We start from the raw sequence: 16,263 nt of genomic DNA on the forward strand, positions 1-16,263 counted from the left end.
GCTGCGCAGGCGGTTTTGTTTCTGTCCATTCGGCAGAGAAAGCCGCAGCCAGATCAGGATGTTCTGCTTATGACGATGTCGGCCCGCCTCACAGTGATTTTCTTCGCAGCGCTGCTCAGCGCCTGCGCCAGCCGCACTCCGCCGCCTGCGCCCGTGGTACGCGCCCCGGTGGTGTTCGGGCCTTCCCAGGCTTTTTCGCCGGCTGCTGAAGACGTGCTGTTTCGCGCGCTGGGCCTGGTTGGCACGCCTTATCGCTGGGGCGGCAACACACCGGATTCCGGGTTTGATTGCAGTGGCCTGATCGGTTTCGTCTACCGCGATGCCGCCGGTATCTCCTTGCCGCGCTCCACCCGCGAGATGATCGTGATGCAGGCGCCGAATGTCGGCAAAGAGGGTTTGCAGACCGGCGACCTGATCTTCTTTGCCACCAACGGCGGCTCGCAGGTCAGCCATGCGGGAATCTACGTCGGCGAAGGGCGCTTCGTGCACGCGCCAGCCACCGGCGGCACGGTGAAGCTGGACAGTCTGTCGAAGGCGTACTGGCAGAAGGCGTACCTGAGTGCCAAGCGGGTGTTGCAGCCGGAGCATCTGGCGCATAACCCGTAGTAAAAATCGCAGCCATTCCAATGTGGGAGCGAGCCTGCTCGCGAAAGCGCTGTATCAGTCAACCCAATGGAGGCTGACACTACGCATTCGCGAGCAGGTTCGCTCCCACAGTTGTTTCAGGTCAGGCAAAAGTTACTTGGCAGACGAAACCCGCCAAACCTTGTTCCCCACATCATCCGCCACCAGCAAACCACCTTGCTGGTCGATCACCACGCCTACCGGGCGACCCAAAGCGTTCTCGTCCTTGTCGAGGAAACCGGTCAGCACATCCACCGGTGCTCCGTTCGGCTTGCCAGCGGCGAACGGTACGAAAATCACTTTATAGCCACTGTGCGGTTTGCGGTTCCATGAGCCGTGCTGGCCAATGAAGGCGCCTTCCTTGAACTGCGCCGGCAGGCTGTTGCCTTCGGCGAAGGTCAGGCCCAGCGAGGCAGTGTGCGGGCCGACGGCGTAGTCCGGGGCGATAGCTTTGGCCACCAGATCCAGATTTTGCGGCTTCACCCGCACATCCACGTGCTGACCGTAATAGCTGAAGGGCCAGCCATAGAAGCCACCGTCCTTGACCGAGGTGATGTAGTCCGGCACCAAGTCGCTGCCGATCTCGTCACGCTCATTGACCGCTGTCCACAGCGCACCCGTGGTCGTTTCCCACGCGAGGCCGTTGGGGTTGCGGATGCCCGAGGCGAAGATCCGGTGGTTGCCGGTGGCGCGATCAACTTCCCAGATCGCCGCGCGACCTTCTTCTTTATCCAGACCATTCTCGCCGACGTTGCTGTTCGAGCCGACAGTGACGTACAGCTTGCTGCCGTCCTTGCTGGCGATGACATTTTTGGTCCAGTGATGGTTCAGCGTGCCGCCCGGCAGATCGGTGACTTTGATCGGCTGGGTCTTGATCTCGGTCGCGCCGGATTCGTAGTGGAAGCGCAGCAGGCGATCGGTGTCAGCGACGTACAAATCGTTACCGACCAGGGTCATGCCAAACGGCGAATTGAGATTTTGCAGAAACACCGTGCGGGTCTCGGCCACGCCGTCGTGGTCGGCGTCGCGCAACAGGGTGATGCGGTTCGGGCTCGGCACACCAGCGCCGGCCTTGCCCATGACTTTCTTCATCACCCAGCCACGAATGCCGCTGCTGTCGTCAGGCTTGGGCGGAGCGTTGGTTTCCGCCACCAGCACGTCACCGTTGGGCAGCACGTAGAGCCAGCGCGGATGATCGAGGCCTTCGGCGAATGCTGCGACTTGCGTACCGGCTACGGCGGTCGGTTTACCGCCTGCAGGCCAGCCGACCGCCGGGGCGATGTTCACCGTCGGGATCAGGGTTTTGTTTGGTTCAGGCAGCTTCGGTGACGGACCGGTGCCGTCAGAAACTTGCAGGCTGGAGGATTCACCGCAGGCGGCGAGCCCTCCGGCGAGGGCGATGACGAGAGCGAGTTGGGTTTTGCGCATTACTGATCTTCCCTATGAATGCATGCCTAATCATAGAGGAGTGCGCGCACCCGATGGTTCAACCGCTCAACCACGGGCCTCTTTGAACAGCACGGCGATGCCCGGGTGATAGTTGCCCGCTTCGCTGCGCAACTTGCGGTAGGCATAGGGGAAATACCAGGCTACTGCGCAGCAGTGTTCCTTTTGCAGGTCGTCGACCATGTCCTGCAACTCTTCGGGGCTGGCGCTGTGTTGGGCTTTTTGCGGGGCGACGAACAGGCAGCCGAGCTTGAGGTCGCTGGCGAAGCTGATGCGTTTGGCGTCGCTGGTGATGTCCAGCAGGGCCTGGGTCAGATTGAGGTTGTTGACCCGTGGCCAGCGCTGGGTGGCCTGAAGGTAGGCGCGGTCTTCGGCGCCGGCGATGAACAGATCGGCGCGGGCATTGCGCTCGCCATCCTCGTTCTGCTTTCGGGTCGAGGTATCACAAAGGGTCACCAGCTCGGCCATCCAGGCTGCCGCGGAGAGCAAGCCGAGATTGGCTTTCTCGTCATGCCAGTAAGGGGTGTCGTTGTCGCCGCGAATGGCGTTGTAGCGGTCGATACAGTCAAACCAGCGTTCCAGCATCGGGCGCAGGAATTCCAGGCGCGGGTTGCTGATGATCATGCCTTGCATCGTCATCATCCTTATTGTTGTGATGTGCTTTTCAATCAAAAGCATGGCTCTTTGATATCACTTGTCTCAGTGTGGCACAAGATTGGCGTCAGATAATTGATCGACGGCAGTTATTCGCCCGACGGCCCCCTCTTTAATTGACGCTCCACCCCCAACCCTCTAACCTTCGCGGCTTGTTTCAGGTGCTCTGTGACGCATGTCGACAGAGTGAAACAGGGAAGCCGGTGAGGGTTGTCTTCAGGCGAAGCACGATCACGATCCCGGCGCTGCCCCCGCAACGGTAAATGAGTGAAAACTGCGCCTTGAGCCACTGTGTCGACAGACGCGGGAAGGCGCGCAGTCAGGCGATGCGCCGCTCATGAGCCCGGAGACCGGCCTGATCCATCCAGCGGCATCACGGTGGGCGATGCCAGGCTTTTTGCCGTCTATTCTTGTGCCTGCCCGCCGTTATCCAGCCTCAACGGAGAGCTCCCCCATGACCGATTCCCCCGAGCGCGACGAACGCCATCTGGCGCGTATGCAGCGCAAAAAAGCCGTGATCGACGAACGCATCGCCAATTCCCCTGACGAGTGCGGCCTGGTGCTGGTGCTGACCGGCAATGGCAAAGGCAAAAGCAGCTCGGCGTTCGGCATGCTCGCCCGCGCCATGGGCCATGGCATGCAGTGCGGCGTGGTGCAGTTCATCAAAGGTCGCAACAGCACGGGCGAAGAACTGTTCTTCCGCCGCTTCCCCGAGCAAGTGCGCTTTCACGTGATGGGCGAGGGCTTCACCTGGGAAACCCAGGATCGCCAGCGTGACATCGCCGCCGCCGAAGCCGCGTGGGAAGTGTCCCGCGAGCTGCTGCGCGATCCGTCGATTGGCCTGGTGGTGCTGGACGAACTGAACATCGCCCTCAAGCACGGCTACCTCGATCTGGATCGAGTGCTCAGCGACCTGCAGGCGCGTCCGCCGATGCAACACGTGATCGTCACCGGTCGTGCGGCCAAGCCGGAAATGATCGAGATGGGCGATACCGTTACCGAAATGGGCATGCTCAAACACGCCTTCCAGGCTGGCATCAAAGCGCAGAAAGGCGTCGAACTTTGAATCAACCACGTCACTGCCCGGCGGTACTGATCGCCGCGCCGGCCTCCGGTCAGGGCAAGACCACCGTCACTGCCGCGCTCGCTCGCTTGCATCGCAACCAGGGGCGCAAGGTGCGCGTGTTCAAGTGCGGCCCGGATTTCCTCGACCCGATGATTCTCGAGCGCGCCAGCGGTGCGCCGGTGTATCAACTGGACATGTGGATGGTCGGCGAGCAGGAAAGCCGCCGCCTGTTGTGGGAAGCCGCCGCCGAAGCCGATCTGATCCTGATCGAAGGCGTGATGGGCCTGTTCGACGGCACGCCGTCCAGCGCCGATCTGGCGCGGCATTTCGGCGTGCCGGTACTCGGCGTGATCGACGGCACCGCCATGGCCCAGACCTTCGGCGCATTGGCGTTGGGGCTGGCGCGTTACCAGCCGGACCTGCCGTTTGCCGGCGTGCTGGCCAACCGTGTCGGCACCTTGCGTCATGCGCAATTGCTCGAAGGCAGCCTCACCGAAGGTTTGCGCTGGTACGGCGCATTGTCCCGCGAGACCGGGATCGAGTTGCCGAGCCGCCATCTCGGTCTGGTGCAGGCCAGTGAACTGAATGATCTGGATCTGCGTCTCGACGCGGCGGCTGAAGCACTGGCCAGCAGTTGCGAGGTAGCGCTGCCACCGGCCGTGGAATTCGCCGCGCCTGAAATGATCAGCGCTGAACCGCTGCTCGACGGCGTGCGCATTGCTGTCGCTCGCGATGAGGCCTTTGCCTTCACCTACGGCGCCAGTCTCGACCTGTTACGGGCGATGGGCGCCGAGTTGAGTTTCTTCTCGCCGATCCGCGATACCCAACTGCCCGAGGCCGACAGTCTGTATCTGCCCGGCGGTTATCCGGAATTGCACCATGTCGCGCTATCGCAAAACGTGGCAATGCTTGATGCAATCCGTGCGCACCACGCCGCCGGCAAACCACTGCTCGCCGAGTGCGGCGGCATGCTCTATCTGCTCGACGCGTTGACCGACGTTGACGGCACCCGCGCCGAACTGGTGGGGCTGCTGCGCGGTAAGGCGGTGATGCAAAAACGTCTGGCGGCACTGGCACTGCAAGCGGTGGATCTGCCGGAGGGCTCGCTGCGTGGGCACACCTATCACCATTCCCTGACCAGCACCGAACTGACGCCGATTGCCCGGGGCATCAGCCCGAATGGCGGGCGCGGGGCCGAGGCGGTATATCGGGAAGGGCGGATGACGGCGTCGTACGTGCATTTCTACTTTCCGTCGAATCCGAAGGCGATTGCCGCATTGTTTGCGCCAGAATGTCAGGCCGCCTTCGCGAGCAGGCTCGCTCCCACAGGGGATCGCGTTTCTTGAGCAAGCACCCCGTCCAATGTGGGAGCGAGCCTGCTCGCGAAGAGTCCATGACCGACAACACATTCTCCGAAGCCGAGCGCCAAGCCGTCTACCGAGCCATCGCCGAACGCCGCGACATGCGCCACTTCACCGGCGGCACGGTCGAACCGGAGCTGCTGCGCCGTCTACTCGAAGCCGCGCATCAGGCGCCCAGCGTCGGTCTGATGCAGCCATGGCGTTTCATCCGCATCAGCGATCGCGCCTTGCGCGGGCAGATCCAGAACCTTGTCGAAGAAGAACGCATCCGCACCGCCGAAGCCCTCGGCGAGCGCAGTGACGAGTTCATGAAGCTCAAGGTCGAAGGCATCAACGACTGCGCCGAAGTCCTGGTCGCGGCGCTGATGGACGATCGCGAAAAACATATTTTCGGCCGTCGTACGCTGCCGGAAATGGACATGGCCTCGCTGTCCTGCGCGATTCAGAATCTGTGGCTGGCGTCCCGAGCCGAGGGGCTGGGCATGGGCTGGGTGTCGCTGTTCGAACCGCAGGCACTGGCCGATCTGCTGCAGTTGCCGGCCGGGGCCAAGCCGTTGGCGGTGTTGTGTCTGGGGCCGGTCAAGGAATTCTATCCGGCGCCGATGCTGGTACTCGAAGGGTGGGCGCAGGCGCGGCCGCTCAATGAGTTGCTGTACGAAAATTATTGGGGAGTGAGTCAATGAGTGTGGCGTTGTTGAGTGTCGCCGCGGTCGCGCTGGATGCGCTGCTGGGTGAACCGAAACGCTGGCATCCGCTGGTGGCGTTCGGCAATTTTGCCGGGCGCATCGAGCGCCGTTTCAATGCGGGCGGGCGCGGCTGGCGCAGTCACGGGGTCACCGCGTGGGTGATCGCCGTACTGCCGCTGACCTTGCTCGCCACCGCGTTTTCCTGGGCACCGTACGTGGGCTGGATCGTCGAGATTCTGGCGCTGTATTGCGCCCTCGGCATGCGCAGCCTCGGTGAGCATGTCGCGCCGGTAGCCGCCGCCTTGCGCGCCGATGATCTGGAAGAGGCGCGCAAACGCGTCGGCTATCTGGTCAGCCGCCAGACCAGCGAACTGGACAGCACCGCCGTTGCGCGCGCGGCCACTGAGTCGGTACTGGAGAACGGCAGTGACGCGGTGTTCGCCGCGCTGTTCTGGTTTGTCGTGGCCGGCGCGCCGGGCGTGGTGCTCTATCGCCTGAGCAATACGCTCGACGCTATGTGGGGCTATCGCAACGAACGCTTCGAACGCTTCGGCTGGTGCGCGGCAAAAATCGACGACGTGCTCAACTACATTCCGGCCCGGCTGGTGGCGCTGACCTACGCGCTGCTGGGCAACACTCGGCTCGCCTGGAAATGCTGGCGCAGCCAGGGCCCGCAATGGGACAGCCCGAATGCCGGTCCGGTGATGGCGGCCGGTGCCGGTGCATTGAATGTCGAACTGGGCGGCCCGGCGATCTATCACGGAGAACTGCATGAGCGTCCGCAACTGGGTGAAGGTCCGCCGGCGGATGCCGATTCGATTGATCGCGGCTGGCAATTGGTCCAGCGCGGGGTATGGTTATGGCTGCTGATTCTCTGCGTGGGAGCTGAATTCTATGCTTGAGCACGGTGGCCGGCTGCGCAAGGCTGCACTCGATTACGGGATTGCCGAGGCTGACTGGCTCGACTTGTCCAGCGGCCTCGCGCCGTGGCCGTTTACGGTGCCGGAAATTCCGTTGCGCGCCTGGGCACGCTTGCCGGAAACCGACGACGGCCTGGAGCAGGCCGCGTGCGATTATTACGGTGCCTCGCAGGTGCTGCCGGTGGCCGGTTCGCAAATGGCGATCCAGTTGCTGCCGCGTTTGCGTCGCGCCGGCAAGGTCGGCGTATTGTCGCCGTGTTATGCCGAGCACGCCGAAGCCTGGCGCCGCAGCGGTTACATCGTGCGCGAAGTGCTGGAGCAGGAAGTCGAATTCTTCCTCGACAGCCTCGACGTGCTGGTGGTGGTCAATCCGAACAACCCCACCGGCCTGAGCCTGACCCCGGCGCGACTGCTCGACTGGCACGCTCGGCTGGCCCAGCGTGGCGGCTGGCTGGTGGTCGATGAAGCGTTCATGGATAACACACCGCAGCTGAGTCTGGCGCCGCATACCCACCAGATCGGTTTGATTGTGCTGCGTTCCTTCGGCAAGTTTTTCGGTCTGGCCGGGGTGCGTCTGGGCTTTGTGCTGGCCGAGCGCAAGTTGCTCAGATTGCTCGCGGAACAGGTCGGACCCTGGGCGGTCAGCGGGCCGACGCGGGTGCTCGGTCAGGCCTGTCTGCAAGACACCGAAGCGCACACCCGGCAACGCATTCACAGCGATGAAGCCAGTGAGCGCCTCGCGTTGTTGCTGGAGCGCTATGGCTTCAAACCTCAGGGCGGTTGCGCGTTGTTTCAGTGGCTGATCACCGAGCACGCGCCTGCGCTGCACGAGTTCATGGCCCGACGCGGCATCCTCCTGCGCATCTTCACCCACAACAGCAGCCTGCGTTTCGGCCTGCCTGCCAACGCCGCTGAAGAAGCGCGTCTCGAACAAGCGCTGCAAGCTTTCGCCAAGGAAACCCAATGACAACCTTGATGGTTCAGGGCACCACGTCCGACGCCGGTAAAAGCACGCTGGTGACGGCGCTGTGCCGCTGGGCGACCCGTCAGGGCGTGGCGGTGGTGCCGTTCAAACCGCAGAACATGGCGCTCAACAGCGCGGTGACCGCCGACGGCGGCGAGATCGGCCGGGCGCAAGCGGTGCAGGCGCAAGCCGCGCATCTCGAACCGCACACCGACATGAACCCGGTGTTGCTCAAGCCCAACAGCGACACCGGCGCGCAGGTAATCATCCATGGCCGCGCGGTCACCAGCATGAGCGCGGTGGCGTATCACGACTACAAAGCCATCGCCATGCAAGCGGTGCTCGCGTCGCACGAGCGGCTCAGCGCGGCGTATCCGCTGGTGATGGTCGAAGGCGCTGGCTCGCCGGCCGAGATCAATCTGCGTGCCGGGGACATCGCCAACATGGGCTTTGCCGAAGCGGTGGATTGCCCGGTGCTGCTGATCGCCGACATCAATCGCGGCGGCGTTTTCGCGCATCTGGTCGGCACGCTGGAGTTGCTGTCGCCGAGCGAACAGGCGCGGGTCAAAGGTTTCATCATCAATCGTTTTCGCGGTGACATCGCCTTGCTCCAACCGGGCCTCGACTGGCTGGAACAGCGCACCGGCAAACCGGTGGTCGGCGTGCTGCCGTACGTGATGGACCTGCATCTGGAGGCCGAGGACGGCATCGACCAGCGCCAGACCGACAAGGCTGAGCAAGTGCTGAAAGTGGTGGTGCCGGTGCTGCCGCGCATCAGCAACCACACGGACTTCGATCCGCTGCGTTTGCATCCGCAGGTCGATCTGCAATTCATCGGCCCGGGGCAGGCGATTCCTGCTGCCGACCTGATCATCCTGCCCGGCTCGAAAAGCGTGCGCAGCGATCTGGCGTATCTGCGCGCCAACGGCTGGGACGCGGCGATTAATCGGCACTTGCGCTATGGCGGCAAGTTGCTGGGGATCTGCGGCGGTCTGCAAATGCTCGGCGAGCAAGTGCACGATCCGCTGGGCCTCGAAGGCGCACCGGGTTCCAGTGCCGGCCTGGGTTTGCTGGCGTTCGAAACCACGCTGGAAGCCGAGAAGCAGTTGCGCAATGTCCGTGGGCATCTGGCGCTGGAAAACGCTGAGGTCAGTGGTTATGAAATCCATGCCGGCGTGACGGTAGGGCCGGCGCTGGAGAACGCGGCGGTGCATCTGGATGACGGTCGTTGCGACGGCGCGCAGAGTCTGGACGGGCAGGTGTTCGGCACTTATCTGCATGGCTTGTTCGAATCACCGCAAGCCAGTGCCGCGTTGCTGCGCTGGGCCGGGTTGAGCGAAGTGCAGGAGGTGGATTACCACGGCTTGCGCGAGCGCGATATCGAGCGGCTGGCGGATCTGGTGGAGCAGCATCTGGATACTGAATTGTTGCGTCAGCTCTGCGGGATTTGAGGTGGATTCATCGCGAGCAGGCTCACTCCTACAGGGGAATGCGATCTCCTGTAGGAGTGAGCCTGCTCGCGATGACTGAAGTCGGTACACCGCTAATTTGAAGGAATGAACCATGCTCCAACTGATCCTCGGCGGCGCCCGCTCCGGCAAAAGTCGCCTGGCGGAAAAACTCGCCAGCGACAGCCAACTGGCGGTCACTTACATCGCCACCAGCCAGCCGCTGGACGGTGAGATGAACGAACGCGTCGCCCATCACCGCGCCCGGCGTCCGGCCGAATGGGCGCTGATCGAAGAGCCGCTGGAACTGGCCCGCGTCCTGCGCGAGAACGCCAGTGCCGAGCGTTGCCTGCTGGTCGACTGCCTGACCCTGTGGCTGACCAACCTGCTGATGCTCGATGACGCCGCGCGTCTCGCCGCCGAGCGCGACGCCCTGCTGGACTGCCTGGCGTCATTGCCGGGAGAAATCATTTTTGTCAGCAACGAGACCGGAATGGGTGTCGTGCCGCTGGGCGAATTGACTCGCCGCTACGTCGATGAAGCCGGTTGGCTGCATCAAGCTCTGGCCGAGCGTTGTCAGCGAGTCGTCCTGACGGTCGCCGGCCTGCCCCTGACCCTGAAAGGAACTGCGTTATGACTCAAGCGTGGTGGTTGAACCCGTGCCAATCCGTGAATGCCGAGATCGTTGAACAGGCGGCGGCGCGCCAACAGCAACTGACCAAACCGGCCGGCTCCCTCGGTCGTCTCGAAAGCGTGGCGGTGCAACTGGCCGGGTTGCAGGGGCAGATCAAGCCGACGCTGGAGCAGGTGTGGATCGCGATTTTTGCCGGTGATCACGGGGTGGTCGCGGAAGGCGTTTCCGCGTTCCCGCAGGAAGTCACCGGGCAGATGTTGCTCAACTTCGTCAGCGGCGGTGCGGCAATCAGCGTGCTGGCGCGGCAGCTCGATGCGCGTCTGGAAGTGGTCGATCTGGGCACCGTGACACCGACGTTGAATCTGCCGGGTGTGCGTCATCTGAACATCGGCCCGGGCACAGCGAATTTCGCCAAAGGCGCGGCGATGACCCGGGCGCAGGGCGAACTCGCCTTGCAGGCCGGTCGCGACAGCGTGCTGCGGGCCAAAGCCGCTGGCGCTCAGTTGTTCATCGTCGGCGAAATGGGCATCGGCAACACCACCGCCGCCAGTGCGCTGGCCTGTGCTTTGCTCGACTGTCCGGTGGTGCACCTGACCGGTCCCGGTACCGGGTTGAATGCCGAAGGCGTCAGCCATAAAGCGCAAGTGATTGAGCGCGCACTGGCGTTGCACGCGGCGCAACGTGGCGATGCGCTGCAAACCCTGTTCAACCTCGGCGGTTTTGAAATCGCCGCACTGGTCGGCGCGTATCTGGCGTGTGCGCAGGAAGGCGTCGCGGTGCTGGTCGACGGCTTTATCTGCACGGTCGCTGCGCTGGTGGCGGTGCGGCTGAATCCGGCCTGCCGCGAGTGGCTGCTGTTCGGCCACCGTGGCGCCGAGCCGGGCCATCGCCACGTGCTGGAAACCCTCAACGCTGAACCGCTGCTGGAGCTTGGCTTGCGTCTGGGCGAGGGCAGTGGGGCGGCGTTGGCTGTGCCGCTGTTGCGTCTGGCCTGCGACCTGCACGGGCAGATGGCGACGTTCGCCGAAGCCGCGGTGGCGGATCGTCCGGCATGACGTTGCGTCTGGACCTGCTGCGCCACGGTGAGACTGAACTGGGCGGCGGTTTGCGCGGCAGTCTCGATGATGCGCTCACCGAAAAAGGTTGGGCGCAGATGCGTGCCGCCGTGGTCGCGGGCGGGCCGTGGGACCGGCTGATCAGTTCGCCGCTGCAGCGTTGCGAGCGGTTCGCTGCAGAGTTGGGCGAGCAACTGAATCTGCCGGTGCAGTTGGAAACGGATCTGCAGGAACTGCACTTCGGTGTCTGGGAGGGCCAGAGCGCAGCGGCGTTGATGGAGACTGATGCCGAAGCGCTGGGGCTGTTCTGGGCCGATCCGTATTCGTTCACGCCGCCGCAGGGTGAGCCGGTCAGGGATTTTGCCGATCGGGTGCTCGGTGCGGTTGCGCGTTTGCATCAGGCCTATGCCGGTGAACGCGTTTTGTTGATCAGTCATGGCGGCGTGATGCGTCTGTTGCTGGCGCAGGCGCGAGGTTTGCCGCGTGAGCAGTTGCTCAATGTCGAAGTCGCGCATGCTGCGCTGTTCGCGCTCAGCGTCGAAGCCGATGGCGTGCTCAAGGAAGGTCACTGAGATGCTGCCACTGTGGATCGCCCTGCAATTTCTCAGCAGTTTGCCGATTCGTCTGCCGGGTATGCCTGAGCCGCAACAGCTCGGGCGTTCGCTGTTGTTTTATCCGCTGGTGGGGTTCCTGTTCGGGGGGATTCTCTGGGCATTCAACCTGGCGTTGGCCGGCGCGCCGTTGTTGCTGCATGCGGCGCTGTTGCTGACGGTGTGGGTGCTGCTCAGCGGCGCGCTGCACCTCGACGGACTGGCCGACAGCGCCGATGCCTGGCTCGGTGGTTTCGGTGATCGCGAGCGCACGCTGACGATCATGAAGGATCCGCGCAGCGGGCCGATTGCCGTGGTGACGCTGGTGTTGGTGTTGCTGCTGAAGTTCTGCGCGTTGCTGGCGCTGATCGAGCAGGGGGATGCGGTGATGTTGATCATCGTGCCGTTGTTGGGGCGTGCGGCGCTGCTGGGACTGTTTCTGACCACACCGTATGTGCGCGCGGGTGGGTTGGGGCAGGCGTTGGCTGATCATTTGCCGCGTAGAGCTGGTTGGTGGGTGCTCGGGGCGAGTGCGCTGGCGTGTTTGCTGATTGCCGGGGTGAAAGCGATTGTTGCGCTGGTTGTCGCGTTGGTCGGGTTTGTCTGGCTGCGGCGGGTGATGATGCGGCGGCTGGGCGGGACTACGGGCGATACGGCGGGGGCGTTGCTGGAATTGCTGGAGATGGTGGTGTTGGTTGGGGTGGTGTTGGTCTGACATATTGCCAAGACACCGCCGGCCTCTTCGCGAGCAGGCTCGCTCCCACATTTGGAATGCATTCCCCTGTGGGAGCGAGCCTGCTCGCGAAAGCGGCCTGTCAGGCGCTACAAATGTAGTGGTAAAACTCATGTGTAACTTGATTTAACACAGTCGCGGGTATATACACGCATCATGCTTCCTTCTCAGTGTTTGTGCACCAACCTGCGTCGCGCCGCTCGTGGCGTCAGCAGGCATTACGACGGCGCTCTCGACGGCTTCGGGATCAACGTTGCCCAGTATTCTTTGCTGTGCAACCTGCAGCGTCTGGATCAACCGAGCATCTCGGAACTGGCCGAAGCCATGGGTCTGGATCGCAGCACCCTGGGGCGCAACCTGCGGGTGCTCGAAGGCGAGGGCCTGGTGGCGCTGGCCGAGGGCGAGGACATGCGTAACCGCATCGTCCGTCTCACCGAAACCGGTGCACAACGCCTCGCGGCGGCGCTGCCGGCCTGGGAAGCGGCGCAACAGCGATTGATCGATCGCCTGGGCGCCGAGAAGCGTGAAACCTTGCTGCGACTGTTGGATGAACTGGCCTGAGGGCCGGTTTTTCCGGATTTAAGCGGGTATATACCCGCGAACGGAGAATAACAATGACATCGATGTGGCGTACGTGCGGTTGGGTGTTGCTGGGAAGTGCGCTGATTCTGGCGTTGTCATTGGGCGTGCGGCACGGCTTCGGTCTGTTCCTGTCGCCGATGAGTGCGCAGTTCGGCTGGGGGCGCGAAGTGTTTGCCTTCGCGATCGCCTTGCAGAACCTGATCTGGGGTCTGGCGCAGCCGTTCACTGGCGCGCTGGCTGACCGTTTCGGGGCGGCGAAAGTGGTGCTGGTCGGCGGCGTGCTTTATGCCGCGGGCCTGGTGTGCATGGGGCTGTCCGATTCGGCACTGACCCTGTCGCTGAGTGCCGGTCTGTTGATCGGTATCGGTCTGTCCGGTACGTCGTTCTCGGTGATTCTCGGCGTGGTCGGTCGTGCGGTGCCGCCGGAAAAACGCAGCATGGGCATGGGCATCGCCAGTGCCGCCGGCTCATTTGGCCAGTTTGCGATGTTGCCGGGCACGCTGGGGTTGATCGGCTGGCTCGGCTGGTCGGCGGCGCTGTTGGTACTCGGTTTGCTGGTGGCGATGATTGTGCCGTTGGTGAGCATGCTCAAGGACAAGCCGCTGCCGGTACTCGGTCATGAGCAGAGCTTGTCCGAAGCGCTGCGCGAAGCCTGTTCGCACTCAGGGTTTTGGCTGTTGGCTTTCGGCTTTTTCGTCTGCGGCTTTCAGGTGGTGTTCATCGGTGTGCATCTGCCGGCCTATCTGGTTGATCAGCATCTGCCGGCCACGGTTGGGACCACGGTGCTGGCGCTGATCGGGCTGTTCAATATCTTCGGCACTTACACCGCCGGCTGGCTCGGCGGGCGCATGTCCAAGCCGCGTCTGCTGACCGCTTTGTACCTGCTGCGCGCGGTGGTGATCGTGCTGTTCCTGTGGCTGCCGGTGACGACGACCTCGGCGTACCTGTTCGGCATGGCCATGGGCTTCCTCTGGCTGTCGACGGTGCCATTGACCAACGGCACGGTGGCGACCTTGTTTGGCGTGCGTAACCTGTCCATGCTCGGCGGTATCGTGTTCCTCTTTCATCAGCTCGGTTCGTTCCTGGGCGGCTGGCTGGGTGGGGTGGTGTATGACCGTACCGGGAGTTATGACTTGATCTGGCAAGTGGCGATTCTTTTGAGCCTGCTGGCGGCCGCGCTGAACTGGCCGGTACGCGAGCGTCCTGTGGCACGTCTGCAGCCGGCTGTCGGCGCCGTATGAAACGCTCCTGGCCTCAAATCGCCTTCACCGCACTCGGCGCGCTGTTGCTGGCGCTGGTGTGGTGGGGCTGGCATCAGGGCGGCCTGGCGTTAATGCAGTTGGGCCTGGGCGCTTGCTTGTAGGCTTGGATGGCGAGTAACGTCGGGAGTCTGATGACTGCTCAAAGGATGCCCCGACATGCTCATGCGCTGGTGTGCTGTACCCGCGTTGCTGATGGCGTTGACCGGACTGGCCCAGGCCGCTGACTGTCCGGAGGCGCTGCAAGGTTCGTTGCCCAAGTTGCGCGCCAAGGAATCCGTCGATCTGTGCCAGCGCTACGCCGGCAAGCCGCTGGTGGTGGTCAATACCGCCAGTTTCTGCGGCTTCGCCCCGCAGTTCGAGGGCCTCGAAGCGCTCAATCAGCATTACAAGGCGCAAGGCCTGGAAATGCTCGGCGTGCCGTCCAATGACTTCAAGCAGGAGTCCAAGGACAGCGCCGAAACCGCCAAGGTCTGCTACGCCAACTACGGCGTGACGTTCACCATGACCGAACCGCAGAAGGTCCGTGGCGACGATGCTACTCACCTGTTCAAGGTGCTGGCCGAACAGAGCAGTGCGCCGAAGTGGAATTTCTACAAGTACGTGATTGATCGTCAGGGCAAGGTGATCGCGAATTTCTCCAGTCTGACCAAACCCGATGATCCGGAGTTTATTGCGGCGGTTGAAAAGGCTATCGCCTCAAAACCTCTCAATTGATAACACACGCTTTTTGTGGGAGCGGGCTTGCTCGCGAGGGCTGCGGATCATTCAGCACTTGTTCTGGATGTCAGACCGCATTCGCGAGCAAGCCCGCTCCCACATTTGATCTGGGGTGTTTGAACAGGTATTAAAAAGCCCCGCTTTCTGTAAAGAGAGCGGGGCTTTTCTGTGGGCGAGGGGTTAGCCTCGCCGTGCAGCATCAGAAGCGGTAAGTTGCGCCAACACCGAAACCGTTTGCCGAGTTTTCATACTTGGCATCGTAGGTCTGGCCACGATCGTTCTGGTTGTGGATCTTGACCGACTCTTCCTTCAGGTACGAGTAAGCGACGTCGATGGTCAGGTCTTCGGTCGGGCTCCAGCCGGCACCGATGCTGAAGATCGTGCGGTCGCCGGTCGGGATGCGTGGCGAACGGTCGACGTTGTTGGTCGGCGACTGGTCGAAGGTCAGACCGGTACGCAGTACCCATTCCTTGTTCAACTGATACGAAGTACCCACGGCGTAAGCCCAGGAGTCGTGCCAGTTCTGCTCTTCGGTAATCTCGCCGAACTGACCGGCCAGCAGCGGCTGTACGCCCGAGTTTTCAACGGTGATCTTCTTCAACTGGCTCCAGCGGGTCCAGGTCGAACCGGCGTAAACGTTCCAGCGATCGTTGATCGCCTGAGTAACCGAGAAGTCCACGGATTCAGGGGTGGTGATCTTCAGCGAAGCGTCGTACTTCTGCTGGGCGCTTAGGCCGACGGCGCCCAATACGCCGTAGTTGACCTTGGTGTTGCCTTCGAGCTTGTAATCGACTTTCGAGTGGTAGGTCAGACCCAGACGAGTGGTGTCGGTGGCCTGTACCAGCACGCCGATGTTGTAGCCCAGCGCGGTGTCGTCACCCTTGATCTTGACCTTGCCGTCCGGCGCAGCCTGAGTGATCGACAGGTTGGATTCCAGCGTGCCGTCGATGCGGTTGATGGTCGGACCGAAACCGATCGACACCACGTCGTTGAACTTGTAGCTGACAGTTGGCTGGAAAGTGATGACTTGTACTTCGGACTTGCTGCCGAAGTAACGGCCGCCAAAGCCTTTTTCGTAGTCGGTAATCAGACCGAACGGCACGTACACGCCGAGGCCGAATGCCCAATGCTCGTCGATCGGTTTGACGTAGAAGCCCATAGGTACAGAGGTGAAGGGCACCATGTCGCCTTTGTTGCTGCCGCCGTTAGGGCTGGAGCTGGCGTCGCTGATATCGGTCTTGGCATCGAGGAATGCAACACCGCCGGTGACTTGTTCGCGCGTGAGGCGCGACATGCCGGCAGGGTTGCCATAAACAGTGCTTGCGTCGTCGGCAGAAGAGGATCGCCCAGCGTAACCAGTGCCCATCCCGCTGATGCTGTGTTCGTTGATGGCAAAGCCAGCTGCGAAGATCTGGGTGGATGCCATGGTAACGGCGAGGCTAAGGGTGGTTTTGAGCATGACTTTTTTCATTATTAGAACTCCTGGTGATCACCGGGGCGAAAATTACCAACATTTTCGTC

At 62.5% G+C, this 16,263-nt stretch carries 18 protein-coding genes and 1 riboswitch; of the genes, 15 read left to right on the plus strand and 3 right to left on the minus strand.

Features of this window, described 5'->3' with window-relative positions:
• Positions 1-69: 69 nt before the first annotated feature.
• Complete coding sequence (locus tag QRN61_RS14520) at positions 70-606, plus strand: C40 family peptidase (protein ID WP_027614054.1); 537 nt, start codon at positions 70-72, stop codon at positions 604-606.
• Positions 607-738: 132 nt separating this feature from the next.
• On the opposite strand, the gene QRN61_RS14525 is transcribed toward QRN61_RS14520, so the two are convergent.
• Positions 739-2,052 (minus strand): PQQ-dependent sugar dehydrogenase, encoded by a 1,314-nt coding sequence (locus QRN61_RS14525; RefSeq protein WP_285374071.1) that lies wholly within the window; start codon positions 2,050-2,052, stop codon positions 739-741.
• 66 nt (positions 2,053-2,118) lie between these two features.
• A complete protein-coding gene (locus QRN61_RS14530) occupies positions 2,119-2,703 on the minus strand; it encodes a hypothetical protein (protein ID WP_027614056.1) in 585 nt (194 codons plus the stop codon).
• 163 nt (positions 2,704-2,866) lie between these two features.
• Positions 2,867-3,097, plus strand: a riboswitch (cobalamin riboswitch).
• An 81-nt stretch (positions 3,098-3,178) separates the two neighbouring features.
• Between QRN61_RS14530 and cobO the strand changes: the two genes are divergently transcribed.
• The 14 genes from cobO to QRN61_RS14600 all read left to right on the plus strand — a co-directional run bounded on the left by cobO (position 3,179) and on the right by QRN61_RS14600 (position 14,739).
• Positions 3,179-3,790: a cob(I)yrinic acid a,c-diamide adenosyltransferase gene (gene cobO / locus QRN61_RS14535; protein ID WP_027614057.1), complete on the plus strand. Its 612-nt coding sequence runs from the start codon at positions 3,179-3,181 to the stop codon at positions 3,788-3,790.
• A complete protein-coding gene (locus tag QRN61_RS14540) occupies positions 3,787-5,136 on the plus strand; it encodes a cobyrinic acid a,c-diamide synthase CobB (RefSeq protein WP_285374072.1) in 1,350 nt (449 codons plus the stop codon). Before cobO ends, QRN61_RS14540 begins: the two co-directional genes overlap by 4 nt.
• A gap of 47 nt (positions 5,137-5,183) precedes the next feature.
• Positions 5,184-5,834, plus strand: a complete 651-nt coding sequence (bluB, locus tag QRN61_RS14545; RefSeq protein ID WP_027614059.1) for a 5,6-dimethylbenzimidazole synthase — start codon at positions 5,184-5,186, stop codon at positions 5,832-5,834.
• A complete protein-coding gene (gene cbiB / locus QRN61_RS14550; protein ID WP_047600242.1) occupies positions 5,831-6,739 on the plus strand; it encodes an adenosylcobinamide-phosphate synthase CbiB in 909 nt (302 codons plus the stop codon). Before bluB ends, cbiB begins: the two co-directional genes overlap by 4 nt.
• Entirely contained in the window at positions 6,732-7,724 is a 993-nt protein-coding gene (gene cobD / locus QRN61_RS14555) for a threonine-phosphate decarboxylase CobD (protein ID WP_285374073.1), read from the plus strand. The genes cbiB and cobD overlap by 8 nt, the downstream gene beginning before the upstream one ends.
• Complete coding sequence (locus tag QRN61_RS14560; RefSeq protein ID WP_285374074.1) at positions 7,721-9,172, plus strand: cobyric acid synthase; 1,452 nt, start codon at positions 7,721-7,723, stop codon at positions 9,170-9,172. Before cobD ends, QRN61_RS14560 begins: the two co-directional genes overlap by 4 nt.
• A gap of 112 nt (positions 9,173-9,284) precedes the next feature.
• Positions 9,285-9,806, plus strand: coding sequence for a bifunctional adenosylcobinamide kinase/adenosylcobinamide-phosphate guanylyltransferase (gene cobU / locus QRN61_RS14565; protein ID WP_285374075.1), 522 nt, complete (start codon positions 9,285-9,287; stop codon positions 9,804-9,806).
• Positions 9,803-10,858, plus strand: coding sequence for a nicotinate-nucleotide--dimethylbenzimidazole phosphoribosyltransferase (gene cobT / locus QRN61_RS14570; protein WP_285374076.1), 1,056 nt, complete (start codon positions 9,803-9,805; stop codon positions 10,856-10,858). Before cobU ends, cobT begins: the two co-directional genes overlap by 4 nt.
• Positions 10,855-11,430, plus strand: a complete 576-nt coding sequence (gene cobC, locus QRN61_RS14575; RefSeq protein WP_115990378.1) for an alpha-ribazole phosphatase family protein — start codon at positions 10,855-10,857, stop codon at positions 11,428-11,430. Before cobT ends, cobC begins: the two co-directional genes overlap by 4 nt.
• A 1-nt stretch (position 11,431) precedes the next feature.
• Positions 11,432-12,163 (plus strand): adenosylcobinamide-GDP ribazoletransferase, encoded by a 732-nt coding sequence (locus QRN61_RS14580; protein ID WP_285374077.1) that lies wholly within the window; start codon positions 11,432-11,434, stop codon positions 12,161-12,163.
• Positions 12,164-12,337: 174 nt separating this feature from the next.
• On the plus strand, positions 12,338-12,742 hold the full coding sequence (locus QRN61_RS14585) for a MarR family winged helix-turn-helix transcriptional regulator (protein WP_007950413.1): 405 nt from the start codon (positions 12,338-12,340) through the stop codon (positions 12,740-12,742).
• Positions 12,743-12,795: 53 nt separating this feature from the next.
• Positions 12,796-14,004: an MFS transporter gene (locus QRN61_RS14590; protein WP_096797412.1), complete on the plus strand. Its 1,209-nt coding sequence runs from the start codon at positions 12,796-12,798 to the stop codon at positions 14,002-14,004.
• Positions 14,001-14,126, plus strand: coding sequence for a hypothetical protein (locus tag QRN61_RS14595; RefSeq protein WP_256214479.1), 126 nt, complete (start codon positions 14,001-14,003; stop codon positions 14,124-14,126). The genes QRN61_RS14590 and QRN61_RS14595 overlap by 4 nt, the downstream gene beginning before the upstream one ends.
• A gap of 55 nt (positions 14,127-14,181) precedes the next feature.
• A complete protein-coding gene (locus QRN61_RS14600) occupies positions 14,182-14,739 on the plus strand; it encodes a glutathione peroxidase (protein ID WP_096797413.1) in 558 nt (185 codons plus the stop codon).
• A gap of 202 nt (positions 14,740-14,941) precedes the next feature.
• On the opposite strand, the gene QRN61_RS14605 is transcribed toward QRN61_RS14600, so the two are convergent.
• Positions 14,942-16,213 (minus strand): OmpP1/FadL family transporter, encoded by a 1,272-nt coding sequence (locus tag QRN61_RS14605; RefSeq protein WP_027614069.1) that lies wholly within the window; start codon positions 16,211-16,213, stop codon positions 14,942-14,944.
• Between the last annotated feature and the right edge of the window lie 50 nt (positions 16,214-16,263).

The organism is Pseudomonas sp. lyk4-TYG-107 (assembly GCF_030209055.1).
Classification (GTDB): domain Bacteria; phylum Pseudomonadota; class Gammaproteobacteria; order Pseudomonadales; family Pseudomonadaceae; genus Aquipseudomonas; species Aquipseudomonas putida_A.

Coding starts and splice junctions, on each gene's coding strand:
- QRN61_RS14595 (WP_256214479.1), top strand. CDS start 14,001: ATGAAACGCTCCTGGCCTCAAATCGCCTTCACCGCACTCGGCGCGCTG.
- QRN61_RS14530 (WP_027614056.1), bottom strand. CDS start 2,703: ATGCAAGGCATGATCATCAGCAACCCGCGCCTGGAATTCCTGCGCCCG.
- QRN61_RS14605 (WP_027614069.1), bottom strand. CDS start 16,213: ATGAAAAAAGTCATGCTCAAAACCACCCTTAGCCTCGCCGTTACCATG.
- cobC (WP_115990378.1), top strand. CDS start 10,855: ATGACGTTGCGTCTGGACCTGCTGCGCCACGGTGAGACTGAACTGGGC.
- QRN61_RS14580 (WP_285374077.1), top strand. CDS start 11,432: ATGCTGCCACTGTGGATCGCCCTGCAATTTCTCAGCAGTTTGCCGATT.
- cobU (WP_285374075.1), top strand. CDS start 9,285: ATGCTCCAACTGATCCTCGGCGGCGCCCGCTCCGGCAAAAGTCGCCTG.
- bluB (WP_027614059.1), top strand. CDS start 5,184: ATGACCGACAACACATTCTCCGAAGCCGAGCGCCAAGCCGTCTACCGA.
- cobT (WP_285374076.1), top strand. CDS start 9,803: ATGACTCAAGCGTGGTGGTTGAACCCGTGCCAATCCGTGAATGCCGAG.
- QRN61_RS14520 (WP_027614054.1), top strand. CDS start 70: ATGACGATGTCGGCCCGCCTCACAGTGATTTTCTTCGCAGCGCTGCTC.
- QRN61_RS14585 (WP_007950413.1), top strand. CDS start 12,338: ATGCTTCCTTCTCAGTGTTTGTGCACCAACCTGCGTCGCGCCGCTCGT.
- QRN61_RS14600 (WP_096797413.1), top strand. CDS start 14,182: ATGCTCATGCGCTGGTGTGCTGTACCCGCGTTGCTGATGGCGTTGACC.
- cobO (WP_027614057.1), top strand. CDS start 3,179: ATGACCGATTCCCCCGAGCGCGACGAACGCCATCTGGCGCGTATGCAG.
- QRN61_RS14560 (WP_285374074.1), top strand. CDS start 7,721: ATGACAACCTTGATGGTTCAGGGCACCACGTCCGACGCCGGTAAAAGC.
- QRN61_RS14590 (WP_096797412.1), top strand. CDS start 12,796: ATGACATCGATGTGGCGTACGTGCGGTTGGGTGTTGCTGGGAAGTGCG.
- QRN61_RS14525 (WP_285374071.1), bottom strand. CDS start 2,052: ATGCGCAAAACCCAACTCGCTCTCGTCATCGCCCTCGCCGGAGGGCTC.
- cobD (WP_285374073.1), top strand. CDS start 6,732: ATGCTTGAGCACGGTGGCCGGCTGCGCAAGGCTGCACTCGATTACGGG.
- cbiB (WP_047600242.1), top strand. CDS start 5,831: ATGAGTGTGGCGTTGTTGAGTGTCGCCGCGGTCGCGCTGGATGCGCTG.